This window comes from Pseudomonas fungipugnans, assembly GCF_029955235.1.
Taxonomy (GTDB): Bacteria; Pseudomonadota; Gammaproteobacteria; order Pseudomonadales; family Pseudomonadaceae; genus Aquipseudomonas; species Aquipseudomonas fungipugnans.
The window spans coordinates 2,353,803-2,367,383 of sequence record NZ_JARBWL010000001.1; the positions used below are offsets into that span (position 1 = coordinate 2,353,803).

At 60.4% G+C, this 13,581-nt stretch carries 11 protein-coding genes; 8 read left to right on the plus strand and 3 right to left on the minus strand.

What is annotated here, in order from left to right:
- Positions 1 to 50: 50 nt before the first annotated feature.
- Positions 51 to 1,568, plus strand: a complete 1,518-nt coding sequence (locus tag POF45_RS09595; protein WP_259496153.1) for an MDR family MFS transporter — start codon at positions 51 to 53, stop codon at positions 1,566 to 1,568.
- A 590-nt stretch (positions 1,569 to 2,158) separates the two neighbouring features.
- Here the strand turns inward: POF45_RS09595 and POF45_RS09600 are convergent.
- The 3 genes from POF45_RS09600 to POF45_RS09610 all read right to left on the minus strand — a co-directional run bounded on the left by POF45_RS09600 (position 2,159) and on the right by POF45_RS09610 (position 5,052).
- Positions 2,159 to 2,998, minus strand: a complete 840-nt coding sequence (locus POF45_RS09600; RefSeq protein WP_282316025.1) for an ATPase — start codon at positions 2,996 to 2,998, stop codon at positions 2,159 to 2,161.
- 113 nt (positions 2,999 to 3,111) lie between these two features.
- Positions 3,112 to 4,104 (minus strand): NAD-dependent epimerase/dehydratase family protein, encoded by a 993-nt coding sequence (locus POF45_RS09605; protein ID WP_259496156.1) that lies wholly within the window; start codon positions 4,102 to 4,104, stop codon positions 3,112 to 3,114.
- A gap of 54 nt (positions 4,105 to 4,158) precedes the next feature.
- Positions 4,159 to 5,052 carry a LysR family transcriptional regulator ArgP gene (locus tag POF45_RS09610; RefSeq protein WP_282315577.1) on the minus strand — a complete coding sequence of 298 codons (894 nt, stop codon included), beginning with the start codon at positions 5,050 to 5,052 and terminating at the stop codon, positions 4,159 to 4,161.
- A gap of 95 nt (positions 5,053 to 5,147) precedes the next feature.
- Between POF45_RS09610 and POF45_RS09615 the strand changes: the two genes are divergently transcribed.
- The 7 genes from POF45_RS09615 (at position 5,148) to POF45_RS09645 (ending at position 13,577) form a co-directional block, all read left to right on the plus strand.
- Positions 5,148 to 5,549 carry an ACT domain-containing protein gene (locus POF45_RS09615; RefSeq protein ID WP_259496158.1) on the plus strand — a complete coding sequence of 134 codons (402 nt, stop codon included), beginning with the start codon at positions 5,148 to 5,150 and terminating at the stop codon, positions 5,547 to 5,549.
- A 6-nt stretch (positions 5,550 to 5,555) separates the two neighbouring features.
- Complete coding sequence (locus tag POF45_RS09620; protein ID WP_259496160.1) at positions 5,556 to 6,158, plus strand: LysE/ArgO family amino acid transporter; 603 nt, start codon at positions 5,556 to 5,558, stop codon at positions 6,156 to 6,158.
- A 176-nt stretch (positions 6,159 to 6,334) separates the two neighbouring features.
- Complete coding sequence (locus POF45_RS09625; RefSeq protein WP_201194184.1) at positions 6,335 to 6,931, plus strand: superoxide dismutase; 597 nt, start codon at positions 6,335 to 6,337, stop codon at positions 6,929 to 6,931.
- Positions 6,932 to 7,257: 326 nt separating this feature from the next.
- The gene (locus POF45_RS09630; RefSeq protein WP_259496164.1) at positions 7,258 to 9,309 is read left to right on the plus strand and encodes a putative bifunctional diguanylate cyclase/phosphodiesterase; all 2,052 of its coding nucleotides are present in this window, start codon (positions 7,258 to 7,260) and stop codon (positions 9,307 to 9,309) included.
- Between the two features lie 128 nt (positions 9,310 to 9,437).
- Positions 9,438 to 10,778, plus strand: coding sequence for an imelysin family protein (locus POF45_RS09635; protein ID WP_259496168.1), 1,341 nt, complete (start codon positions 9,438 to 9,440; stop codon positions 10,776 to 10,778).
- A gap of 278 nt (positions 10,779 to 11,056) precedes the next feature.
- Positions 11,057 to 12,484 (plus strand): di-heme oxidoreductase family protein, encoded by a 1,428-nt coding sequence (locus POF45_RS09640; RefSeq protein WP_282315578.1) that lies wholly within the window; start codon positions 11,057 to 11,059, stop codon positions 12,482 to 12,484.
- Positions 12,485 to 12,512: 28 nt separating this feature from the next.
- Positions 12,513 to 13,577, plus strand: a complete 1,065-nt coding sequence (locus POF45_RS09645; RefSeq protein ID WP_259496171.1) for an imelysin family protein — start codon at positions 12,513 to 12,515, stop codon at positions 13,575 to 13,577.
- Positions 13,578 to 13,581 lie beyond the last annotated feature (4 nt).

Below are 13,581 nucleotides of genomic sequence, written 5' to 3' on the forward strand. Positions count from 1 at the left end.
CGACTTACACTGGCGAGCAAATCCCCCGCTCGCCTGCCCAGGTTCTGTCCGTGACCAACCTCAACCAGCCTGAAACGCCCAAACCGGCTATTCGCAGTGTGCTGATCGCCCTGATGTTGGCGATTTTCCTCGGCGCGCTCGACCAGACCATCGTCGCCGTGTCGATGCCAGCCATTTCCGCACAGTTCAAGGACGTCAGCCTGCTGGCCTGGGTGATTTCCGGTTACATGGTGGCGATGACGGTGGCAGTGCCGATCTACGGCAAGCTCGGCGATTTGTACGGGCGACGCAAATTGATGCTGTTCGGCATGGGGCTGTTCACCCTGGCCTCGCTGTTTTGCGGCATGGCCCAGAGCATGGAGCAACTGGTGTTGGCGCGGATCGTTCAGGGCATTGGTGCCGGCGGCATGATTTCGGTCAGCCAGGCGATCATCGGCGACATTGTCCCGCCTCGTGAACGGGGCCGCTATCAGGGTTATTTCAGCAGCATGTACGCGGTGGCCAGCGTGGCCGGGCCGGTGCTCGGCGGCTACATGACCGAGTATCTGTCCTGGCGCTGGGTGTTCCTGATCAACCTGCCGTTGGGCCTCGGCGCCTGGCTGGTGGCCAATCGTACGCTGGTGGGACTGCCAGTGCCGCAACGCAAACCGATCATCGATTATCTGGGCACGCTGTTGATGATCATCGGGCTGACGGCGTTGCTGCTGGGCATCACCCAGGTGGGCCAGGGCCATTCGTGGCGCAGCACCGAAGTACTGGGGTTGCTCGGGTGTGCGGTGGTGGTGCTGGGGATTTTTGTCTGGCATGAACGCCGGACACGAGAGGCGTTGTTGCCGATGCATCTGTTTGCCAACCGCAACGCGATCTTCTGCTGGTGCACGATTTTCTTCACCAGTTTCCAGGCCATTTCACTGATCGTGCTGATGCCGTTGCGCTTCCAGAGCGTCACCGGCGCAGGCGCGGACAGTGCGGCGCTGCACCTGTTGCCATTGGCGATTGGCTTGCCGATTGGCGCCTATTTCGCCGGGCGCATGACCTCGGTGACCGGGCGCTACAAACCGATGATCCTCGCTGGCGCGCTGTTGATGCCGATCGCGATTCTCGGCATGGCCTTCAGTGCGCCTCAAGCCGTGGTGCTCAGTAGTCTGTTCATGTTGCTCTGCGGAATCGCCAGCGGCATGCAATTCCCGACCTCGCTGGTGGGCACGCAAAACTCGGTTGAACAACGGGACATCGGCGTCGCCACCAGCACTACCAACCTGTTCCGCTCGTTGGGTGGCGCGATGGGTGTGGCGTTGATGTCGGCCCTGCTGCTGGCGCTATTGCAGGATTCGAGTTTTGCCCACCTGGCGGGCTCGTCGCTGATGGTCGAAGGCCGTTCAGGCAGTGTCTTGCTGGACGGCCTGAACGCTGCGCCGGGGGATGCGCAAAACGCGTTGCGAGCGGAACTGCTGCTGACCTTCCGGCATTTGCTGATGGTCAGTGCGGCGGTGTCGTTGCTGGGGTTGGCGGCGGCGATTGCGATGCCCAATAAAGTGCTGCGGGGGCGTGAAGACAAGGTTCGATAGGTAGACCGCGTCGCCTGTATTCGCGAGCAAGCTCGCTCCCACATGGGTCCGGTGTCCTGCACAAATTCTGAGTCACCGACGATCAACTGTGGGAGCGAGCCTGCTCGCGATAGCGGTGGGTCAGTCAACATTGATATCACTGACCCAACGCCATCGCGAGCAAGCTCGCTCCCACACGGGTTCTGTGTCCTGCACAAATTCTGTGTCACCGACGATCAACTGTGGGAGCGAGCTTGCTCGCGATAGCGGTGGGTCAGTCAACATTGATATCACTGACCCAATGCCATCGCGAGCAGGCTCGCTCCCACACGGGTTCTGTGTCCTGCACAAATTCTCACCGACGATCAACTGTGGGAGCGAGCTTGCTCGCGATAGCGGTGGGTCAGTCAACATTGATATCACCGACCCAACGCCATCGCGAGCAAGCTCGCTCCCACATGGGTCCGGTGTCCTGCACAAATTCTGTGTTACCGACGATCAACTGTGGGAGCGAGCTTGCTCGCGATAGCGGTGGGTCAGTCAACATTGATATCACTGACCCAACGCCATCGCGAGCAGGCTCGCTCCCACAGGTATGCGTTTTAACCGAGCTATTGTGCCCGCGCATTCAGTTGCTGCTGCAGATTCTGAATCTGCGCCTGAAGGGTGTTGATGGTGCGGGTGGTCTGGCCGCGGAAGGCGTCGAACTCGGCGGTGTTGGTGCTGCCCTGGGCGGCGGCCGGGCGGTTGTCCTGCTCGCTTTTGAGTACGACGATCTCCTGCTCCAGACGGTCGATGGCGGCGCTTGGGTTGCCCTGCTTTTTCAGGTTGGCAATGTCGGCATTGAGGCTCTTGAGCTCGGCGTCGATTCTGCCGGTATCAGCCGGGGCGCTTTTCAATGCGGCGAGCTCAGTGCCCAGTGCTTTGACCTGTGCCTGCAACTGGGTATTGGCGGTTTGCAGCTCGGTGGTCTGGGCGGTCATTTGTGCCAGGCGTTTATCCAGCTCACCGGTCTGGCCAAGCACACCCTGCTGCTGTTGGCTCTGATCCTGGAGTTTGCTTTCCAGCTGTTTGATTTGCAGCTTCAGGGCTTCGCTGTCGCTGGTGACGTTGGTCTGACTGGCGACAACCTTGCCGGAAATGTCCTGCAAGCGTCCGGCCGCTTCCTCACTGATGCGGGCGAAACTTTCCTGGGTCGCCACCAGTTGCTGTTCCATCAACGAGATCTGCTGGAAGCTCCACCACGCCAGGCCAATGAAGGCGAAGAACAACGCCCCGACCAATGCCCACAACGGGCCGGTGCTCGGGCCTTTGACCTTGACCACAGGCGCTGGCCGCGAGTGCACGCTGGTGCGTTCGCGGCCAGCGTGGGTGAGCGGAAAGTCGTCATCGAGGGGATCGGCACGCAGGCTCGGTACATCGTCGAAGTCGTCGTTGGCATCGTTACGCATGGACATTGAATCAACCTTTGTGGAACGCGGTGATGGCATATTGCGGCGCAGTATACCCTCCTGCGGCCACACGGATTGACCCTCAACCCCGAACTCGGTTCAGCATGGATGTTTCAGCGGATGTCCTGGGCCTTCCACCAGCCACAGAACTCGTCGAGCGCGGTCCAGAGGCTGACTTTCGGATCGTAGTCCAGATAATGCCGGGCACGGCTGATGTCCAGGGTGAAATTTTTGTTCATCACCTGCATGCCCAGGCGCGACAGGGTCGGCTCCGGACGCCCAGGCCACAGTTTGCACGCGCCCTCGTTGAGCGCCGCCACGCTGTAGGCCAAGCCGTATGAGCGATAGCGCGTGACCTGTGGGACTTCCATTTTGCGCATGACGTAATTGACCACGTCCCACAATGGCACGGGCGCGCCATTACTGATGTTGTAGGCCTTGCCCAGCGCCGAGCCGCTGGCCAGCAAGCTGCCGAGCAGGGCTTCATTGAGGTTATGCACGCTGGTGAAATCGACTTTGTTCAGGCCGTTGCCGACGATGGCCAAGCGTCCCTTGCGCTGCATTTTCAGCAGTCGCGGGAAGATGCTCATATCACCGGCGCCGGTCACGAATCGCGGGCGCAGGGCGATGGTTTCAAGGCCGAATTCCTGGGCGCCGAAGACCTTCTGCTCGGCCAGGTATTTGGTGGCAGCGTAATGATGTTTGAAGCGCTTGGGCACTTGCTCTTCGGTCAGGCCCAGGTGATCGCGGCCATCAAAATAGATCGACGGCGACGACAAGTGCACCAACCTGCGCACCCGTTGTTTCAGGCAGGCTTCGACCACGTTTTCAGTGACCTGGACATTGCCCTGGTGAAAGTCCTGATAGCGGCCCCACAGCCCGACCGCTCCCGCACAATGGACCACGGCTTCGACGTCTGAGCAAAGCTCGCGCACCAGTTCCGGGTCGCTCAGGTCGCCCTGAACGAACTCCGCACCCCGGCGCACCAGATGCTCGACGCCCTCGGCCCGACGACCATTGACGCGCACGTCCAGGCCCTGCTCCAGGGCGAAACGCGCAAAACGTCCGCCGATGAAGCCGCTTGCGCCGGTGACCAGAATTTTCATGTAAAGCTCCGATGTCTTTCGTTTTGCGTAATGCGTGAGTCTTGACGCTGTCGGTCAGTCCAACGGCACCAGCCATTGCTTCGATGAACGCACCAATTGCTCGGTCAACAGGTTCAACAACTGACCGCCGTTACGCCAATGATGCCAGTACAGCGGCACGTCGATGGGCTTATCTGGCAACAACTCCACCAATTCACCGCGCTCCAGTTGTTCTCGCACCTGTAATTGCGGCACCAACCCCCAGCCTAGCCCCGCTTCCGTCAAACGGATAAAGCCTTCGGAAGATGGGCATAAATGGTGCTCAAAACCGCCCTCCACGCCCACGGACGCGAGGTAGCGGTGCTGCAGGAAATCGTCCGGGCCGAATACCAGCGCCGGGGTTTTCGCCAATTGCTCGGCCCGCACGCCAGTCGCAAAGTGCCGGGCGATGAACGCAGGGCTCGCCAGCGCTCGGTAGCGCATGGCGCCGAGCAACACGCTGCGGGCCCCGGCCACCGGACGTTCGCTGGCACACAGGCACGCCGCCACTTCACCGGCACGCATGCGTTTGAGGCCGACGGTCTGGTCCTCCACCACCAGATCCAGCAACAGATGTTGCTCGGCGCAGAACTCACCCACCGCTTGCGCCCACCAAGTGGCCAGGCTGTCGGCATTGAGGGCGATTCGCAGGCGTTCCGGCAGGCCTTCTTCGTCCAGCGCCGGCACCAGGGTTTGCAGATCGCGCTCCAGCAAACGCACCTGCTGCACATGGTTGAGCAAGCGCCGGCCAATCTCGGTGGGCGCGGGCGGCGTCACCCGCACCAGTACCGGCTGGCCGACCCGAGCCTCCAGCAGTTTGATGCGCTGGGAAATCGCCGATTGCGACAAACCCAAGACCTGCGCGGCGCGATCAAAACCGGCTTGCTCGACGACAGCGGCCAACGCGGAAAGTAATTTGTAGTCGAACATCAGTTTTCCTAATGAGCGATCAGGACTATTGGTTTTTCTTATACACCGCCACCACGCAGAATGGCCAGCAAGCACTCTTGAACAGGAACATCCCCATGGCTGGCGAAACATCTTTGGCAACCCTGCTGCGCAGCATGAGCCCACAGCTCAACGCGGGCGAATACGTGTTCTGCACCCTGCGCGACGGCTCGCTGCCGGCGGGACTGGAGATCATCGGCAGCTTTCGTGAACAGGAAGGTCTGACAGTAATCCTCGAACGTTCCCGCGCCGAACAAGCCGGTTTCAGCTTCGACTACGTCGCTGCCTGGATCACCCTGAACGTGCACTCGGCCCTCGAAGCCGTCGGCCTGACCGCCGCGTTCGCCACGGCCTTGGGCCAGGCGGCAATCAGTTGCAACGTGATTGCCGGCTATTACCACGACCATTTGTTCGTCGGTCAGGCCGATGCCGAACGCGCCATGCAGGTGCTGCGCGATCTGGCAGCCAACGCGGAGTAAAACCTCATGTGGCAAAGTTATGTAAACGGCCTGTTGGTCGCTGCGGGGCTGATCATGGCGATCGGCACGCAGAATGCCTTTGTGTTGGCCCAGAGCCTGCGTCGCGAACATCACCTGCCGGTGGCGGCGCTGTGTGTCGTCTGCGATGCATTACTGGTGGCCGCTGGTGTGTTCGGCCTGGCGACGGTGCTGGCGCATAACCCGACGCTGCTGGCGGTTGCGCGTTGGGGCGGCGCGGTATTTCTGATCTGGTATGGCAGCCAGGCATTGCGCCGGGCCTGTTCGAAACAGAGTTTGAATCAGGGCGAAAACCAGACCGTGCGCTCGCTGCGGGCCGTGCTGCTCAGCGCCTTGGCGGTGACCTTGCTCAACCCGCACGTTTATCTGGATACGGTGCTGCTGATCGGCTCCCTCGGTGCGCAACAAACCGAGCCCGGCGCCTATGTAGTCGGTGCGGCCAGTGCGTCGCTGTTGTGGTTTTTCACCCTGGCGCTGGGCGCCGCATGGCTGGCGCCGTGGCTGGCACGGCCGAGTACCTGGCGGATTCTCGACCTGCTGGTCGCCGTGATGATGTTCACTGTGGCGTTCCAGTTGATCACTGCAGCCTGATTACTTCCAAACGCTCTGGAACCTCTATCCCACACAGTTGTTGCGTGGTTATGCCGCACCCCCGGTGCTATGATCCGGTTCGATGCGCCGCAAAGAGTACAAACTCCCCGGCGCTTGTCTGGCCGCCCGTGATCGGCCTTGCGCTCACCGCAACTGACCTGATTAGGAGAATCATCATGGCTTTCGAATTGCCGCCGCTGCCCTACGCACACGATGCCCTGCAGCCGCACATTTCCAAGGAAACCCTGGAATACCACCACGACAAGCACCACAACACCTATGTCGTGAACCTGAACAACCTGGTGCCAGGCACCGAGTTCGAAGGCAAGACCCTGGAAGAAATCGTCAAGTCTTCTTCGGGCGGTATCTTCAACAACGCCGCTCAGGTCTGGAACCACACTTTCTACTGGAACTGCCTGGCGCCAAACGCTGGTGGTCAACCTACCGGCGCACTGGCTGATGCCATCAACGCGGCCTTCGGTTCGTTCGACAAGTTCAAGGAAGAGTTCAGCAAGACTTCCATCGGCACCTTCGGTTCCGGTTGGGGCTGGCTGGTGAAAAAGGCTGACGGTTCCCTGGCCCTGGCCAGCACCATCGGCGCCGGCAACCCGCTGACCAGCGGCGATACCCCGCTGCTGACCTGCGACGTCTGGGAACACGCTTACTACATCGACTACCGCAACGTTCGTCCTAAATATGTCGAAGCGTTCTGGAACCTGGTCAACTGGAAGTTCGTGGCTGAGCAGTTCGAAGGCAAAACCTTCACCGCTTAAGCTCGACGCCAGTCAAAAAACCCGGCTTTTGCCGGGTTTTTTTATTCGCTCGAATCGTCTTTTCCTACAATGAAACCCGCCGTCGCCTCCTTGCCCCAACGCCACAGAGGACTAACATCAATCAGAAGGAAATATTCTCCCGCGCTTCCTCAAGTTGAAGGCCCCGGCAACCGACACAGTACAAATAGGGCAAAAACTCAAAAACAGCATATTGGCCAAGCTACAGGCAAAATCCCCTGAGCTTGATTGTCCCTTTGACTGCCAACACGGGATTGCCAATACTCATGGCAACTTGACGCTACCCGCACGGAACAAGGAATAACCCTTTGAAGCTGGAACTCAAGAACAGCTTGTCGGTGAAGTTGCTCCGGGTCGTGCTCCTGTCGGCATTGATCGTCGGCGTGGTCTTGAGCTGCGCGCAGATCGTTTTCGATGCCTATAAAACCCGCCAGGCCGTGGCTGGCGACGCCCAGCGCATTCTCGACATGTTCCGCGACCCCTCGACCCAGGCCGTCTATAGCCTCGATCGTGAGATGGGCATGCAGGTAATCGAGGGCCTGTTCCAGGACGATGCCGTGCGTCAGGCCTCCATCGGCCATCCCAATGAAGCCATGCTCGCGCAAAAATCCCGCGAGCTGCAGCACTCCAACAGTCGCTGGCTGACCGACCTGATTCTCGGCCAGGAACGCACTTTCACCACCCAACTGGTGGGTCGCGGGCCCTACAGCGAGTACTACGGTGACCTGAGCATCACCCTCGACACCGCCACCTATGGTCAGAGTTTCATCGTCAGTTCGGTGATTATCTTCATTTCCGGGGTGCTGCGTGCACTGGCCATGGGGCTGGTGCTGTATCTGGTCTACCACTGGCTGCTGACCAAGCCGCTGTCGCGAATTATTGAACACCTCACCGAAATCAATCCCGACCGCCCCAGCGAACACAAGATCCCGCAGATCAAGGGCCACGAGAAAAACGAGCTGGGGATCTGGATCAACACCGCCAACCAGCTGCTTGAATCCATCGAGCGCAACACTCATCTGCGCCACGAAGCGGAAAACAGCCTGCTGCGCATGGCCCAGTACGACTTCCTCACCGGTTTGCCCAATCGCCAGCAATTGCAGCAACAACTGGACAAGATCCTGGTGGACGCCGGCAAGTTGCAGCGCCGGGTCGCGGTGCTGGTGGTCGGCCTGGACGACTTCAAAGGCATCAACGAACAATTCAGCTACCAGACCGGCGACCAGTTGCTGCTGGCCCTCGCTGATCGGCTGCGTGGCCACAGCGGCCGCCTGGGCGCCCTCGCCCGTCTGGGCGGCGATCAGTTCGCGCTGGTTCAGGCAGACATCGAACAACCCTATGAAGCCGCGGAGTTGGCGCAAAGCATTCTCGATGACCTGGAAGCGGCGTTTGCCCTCGATCATCAGGAGATCCGCCTGCGCGCCACCATCGGTATCACCCTGTTCCCCGAGGACGGTGACAGCACTGAAAAACTGCTGCAAAAAGCCGAGCAGACCATGACCCTGGCCAAAACCCGCTCGCGCAACCGCTATCAGTTCTATATCGCCAGCGTCGACAGTGAAATGCGCCGTCGCCGAGAGCTGGAAAAAGACCTGCGTGACGCGCTACTCCGTGACCAGTTCTACCTCGTCTACCAGCCACAGATCAGCTATCGCGATCATCGGGTAGTGGGTGTCGAGGCGTTGATTCGCTGGCAGCACCCCGAACACGGGCTGGTGCCGCCAGACCTGTTCATCCCGCTGGCCGAACAGAACGGCACCATTATCGCCATCGGTGAATGGGTGCTGGATCAGGCTTGCAAGCAGCTGCGTGAATGGCACGATCAGGGGTTCGTGGATCTGCGCATGGCGGTCAATCTGTCCACGGTGCAGTTGCACCACGCCGAGTTGCCGCGAGTCGTTAACAACCTGTTGCAAATCTATCGCCTGCCACCGCGCAGCCTGGAGCTGGAAGTCACCGAAACCGGCCTGATGGAAGACATCAGTACCGCCGCCCAGCACCTGCTGAGCCTGCGTCGCTCCGGCGCGCTGATTGCCATCGACGACTTCGGCACTGGCTATTCGTCCCTGAGCTATCTGAAAAGCCTGCCGCTGGACAAGATCAAGATCGACAAGAGCTTCGTGCAGGACCTGCTCGATGACGACGATGACGCGACCATCGTGCGGGCGATCATCCAGTTAGGTAAAAGCCTGGGTATGCAGGTGATTGCCGAGGGCGTGGAAACCGCCGAGCAAGAGGCCTACATCATCTCCGAGGGCTGCCACGAAGGTCAGGGTTATCACTACAGCAAACCGTTACCGGCACGAGAGTTGAGTGCCTACCTGAAACAGGCCCAGCGCAGTAATGCGGCTATTTTGTAAAAGTCGAAAGATCGCAACAAATAATTCCAGACCCAGCCTTTACACATAATGCGAAAGATTTGCATTATGTCGCAGCTTTTGCGCTCCCCAGCGCTAGTCCACTCAATTACCGAAGCAGGATGTTCGCCATGATTCGTATGCCTCTGGCTACCGCCAGTCTGTTGGCCATCGCTATTTCCCTCGCCGGTTGCGGCGAAGGCAAAGACAAGGCTGGCGCGCCGCAAACGCCGACCCCGGCTGCCAGCACCGCCGCTCAAGCGCCAGCCACTGCCGGCAAAGTCGACGAAGCGGCCGCCAAAGCCGTGGTCGCGCACTACGCCGACATGGTTTTCGCCGTCTACAGCGATGCCGAATCCACCGCGAAAACCCTGCAAACCGCTGTCGACGCATTCCTCGCCAAGCCTGATGCCGCGACCCTGAAAGCCGCTCGCGAAGCCTGGATCGCGGCGCGCGTTCCGTACCTGCAAAGTGAAGTGTTCCGCTTCGGCAACACGATCATCGACGACTGGGAAGGTCAGGTAAACGCCTGGCCACTGGACGAAGGCCTGATCGACTACGTCGACAAATCCTATGAGCACGCACTGGGTAACCCGGGGGCCAACGCCAACATCATCGCCAACACTGAAATTCAGGTGGGTGAAGACAAGGTCGATGTCAAAGACATCACCCCGGAAAAACTCGCCAGCCTGAACGAGCTGGGCGGTTCCGAAGCCAACGTTGCCACTGGCTACCACGCCATCGAATTCCTGCTCTGGGGCCAGGACTTGAATGGCACCGGCCCTGGCGCCGGCAACCGTCCGGCGTCGGACTACCTGGAAGGCGCAGGCGCCACCGGCGGTCACAATGACCGTCGTCGCGCTTACCTCAAAGCCGTGACCCAACTGCTGGTCAGCGACCTGGAGGAAATGGTCGGTAACTGGAAGCCGAACGTGGCTGACAACTACCGCGCCACCCTGGAAGCCGAGCCGGGTGAAACCGGTCTGCGCAAAATGCTGTTCGGCATGGGCAGCCTGTCCCTGGGCGAACTGGCGGGCGAGCGTATGAAAGTTTCCCTGGAAGCCAACTCCCCGGAAGACGAGCAGGACTGCTTCAGCGACAACACCCACAACTCGCACTTCTACGATGCCAAAGGCATTCGTAACGTGTACCTGGGCGAATACACCCGCGTTGATGGCACCAAAATGACCGGCGCCAGCCTGTCGTCGCTGGTGGCCAAGGTCGACCCGGCCGCCGACGCCGCGCTGAAAGCGGATCTGGCCGCTACCGAAGCCAAGATCCAGGTCATGGTCGATCACGCCAACAAGGGTGAGCACTACGACCAGTTGATCGCCGCGGGCAACACCGCTGGCAACCAGATCGTGCGTGATGCTATCGCGTCGCTGGTCAAGCAGACCGGCTCGATCGAACAGGCCGCCGGCAAACTGGGCATCAGCGACCTGAACCCGGACAACGCTGATCACGAGTTCTGATCAACGCTGGCTGAACAGAAAGGCGACCTTCGGGTCGCCTTTTTTGTGGGTCTGAACACCGATCATTGTGGGAGCGAACCTGCTGGCGAAGAGGCCAGCACAGGCAACATCTTCAGCGCGCCAAACACCGCTTTCGCGAGCAGCCTCGCTCCCACAGGGGAATTGTGGTGGTCAGAAAAACACTGCCCCACATCAACCAAACGATAATTCCTCTTATTCAAACTCCCCTGCCCTGTTAGACTTTGCGCCCTTGTTTTGCTTGTCCCGCAGGAAGTCTGATGCCGTCGTTGTCTCTTCGCTGGTGCACCTTGTTCATGGCTTTGAGCCTGAGTGCCTGCGATGACGCCCCGCGTTTTACCAAGGCCGAGCCCGGTGAAGCCCGCTCTGGTGGCAGTGCGACGGTGCGCAAGACTGATCAGAACTCATTCTCCCTGCCGTCCGCCAACCTGGCGCCGACCCGGCGGCTGGACTTCAGCGTCGGCAACAGTTTTTTTCGCAGCCCCTGGGTGATCGCGCCCTCGACCACCACCGCCCGTGACGGTCTCGGTCCGCTGTTCAACACCAACGCCTGCCAGAATTGCCACATCAAGGACGGCCGTGGTCATCCGCCCGCGCCGGGCGCCGATAACGCGGTGTCGATGCTGGTCCGCCTGTCGATTCCGGATACACCCGCCTTCGCCAAACTCATCGAGCAAGTCGGCGTAGTCCCGGAGCCGGTCTACGGTGGTCAGCTCCAGGACATGTCGATCCCCGGCGTCGCGCCCGAAGGCAAGGTACGGGTCGAGTACACCCCTGTGCCCGTGCGTTTCAAGGACGGCACCGAAGTCCAATTGCGCAAACCGGCCTTGCAGATCACCCAGCTCGGCTATGGCCCCATGCACCCGGACACCCGCTTCTCGGCACGGGTCGCGCCGCCGATGATTGGCCTGGGGCTGCTCGAAGCCATTCCTGAAGAGGCGATTCTGGCCAATGCCGAAACGCAGGCCCGTGAAAAAAACGGCATCAACGGGCGCCCGAATCGGGTGTGGGATGACGCACAGCACAAGACGGTCATCGGACGATTTGGCTGGAAAGCCGGGCAGCCGAATCTCAATCAACAAAATGTTCACGCGTTTTCTGGTGATATGGGCCTGACCACAAGCCTGAGACTGTTCGATGACTGCACCGACGCGCAAACTGCCTGCAAACAGGCGCCCAACGGCAATGGCCCGGATGGCGAGCCGGAAGTCAGCGACAACATTCTGCGGCTGGTGCTGTTCTACAGCCGCAACCTTGCGGTGCCAGCACGACGTGACGTCAGTGCCCCCGAAGTACTGGCGGGCAAGACTCTGTTTTTCCAGGCCGGCTGTCAGTCCTGTCACACCCCGAAATACACCACGGCGACCAACGCCGCAGAACCTGAGCTGGCCAATCAAGTGATTCGCCCCTACAGCGACCTGCTGCTGCATGACATGGGGGAAGGCCTGGCCGACCATCGGACCGAGTTCCAGGCCAGCGGCCGCGACTGGCGTACCCCGCCGTTGTGGGGCATCGGCCTGACACAGTCGGTCAGCGGTCACACCCAGTTTCTGCATGACGGCCGTGCGCGCAACCTGCTCGAAGCCGTGCTCTGGCATGGCGGTGAAGCGAGCGCCGCGCAGCAACAGGTTTTGTCTTTCAATGCCGGGCAGCGCACTGCGTTGCTGGCGTTTTTGAATTCTCTTTAAACACTTATAAAAGAATCGGGAGCCCGACATGTTCCGCCCCAAATTGTTGTTCACCAGCCTTGCCGCCCTCGCCCTGGGCGCGTGTTCTCCCCAGGACCCGCAAGCCGTCACTTCGGCAGCCATCGCCAAGCAAGTGATCCTGCCGACCTACAGCCGCTGGGTCGAAGCCGACCGGCAACTGGCGGTCAGCGCCCTGGCCTTCTGTGAAGGCAAGGAAAACCTTGAAACCGCCCGCGCCGACTTCCTGCACGCGCAGAAAGCCTGGGCCGAGTTGCAGCCATTGCTGATCGGTCCATTGGCCGAGGGCAACCGTTCCTGGCAGGTGCAGTTCTGGCCGGACAAGAAAAATCTCGTTGGCCGCCAGGTTGAACAACTGGTCATCGCGCAGCCGCAAATCGATGCCGCCGCGCTGGCCAAATCGAGCGTCGTGGTGCAAGGCCTGTCGGCCTATGAGTACATCCTGTTCGACAGCAAGATCGACATGGCTGACGCCACCCAGAAAGCCAAGTACTGCCCGCTGCTGACCGCCATCGGCGAGCGTCAGAAGCAACTGGCCGAAGAGATCCTGTCGCGCTGGAACACCAACGACGGCATGCTCGCGCAGATGAGTAAATTCCCGAACCAGCGCTACGCAGACTCTCACGAAGCGATCGCCGATCTGCTGCGGGTTCAAGTCACCGCGCTGGACACCTTGAAGAAAAAACTCGGTACGCCGATGGGCCGTCAGACCAAGGGCATTCCACAGCCATTCCAGGCCGATGCGTGGCGCAGCCAGTCGTCGTTGCAAGGTCTGGAAGCCAGCCTGGCGGCCGCGAGAACTGTCTGGGTCGGCGTCGACAACAAAGGCCTGCGCGGCCTGTTACCCGCTGAGCAAAAGCCGTTGGCCGAGAAGATCGATGCCGCTTACGCAGCCTCGCTGAAGCTGTTTGCCAGCAACCAGCGTTCGCTGACTGAAATGCTTGGCGACGACGCCGGCCGCCAACAACTCAACGATATCTATGACAGCCTCAACGTCGTCCATCGCCTGCACGAAGGCGAGCTGGCCAAGGCCCTGGGCATTCAACTGGGCTTCAACGCCAACGACGGTGACTGATGAG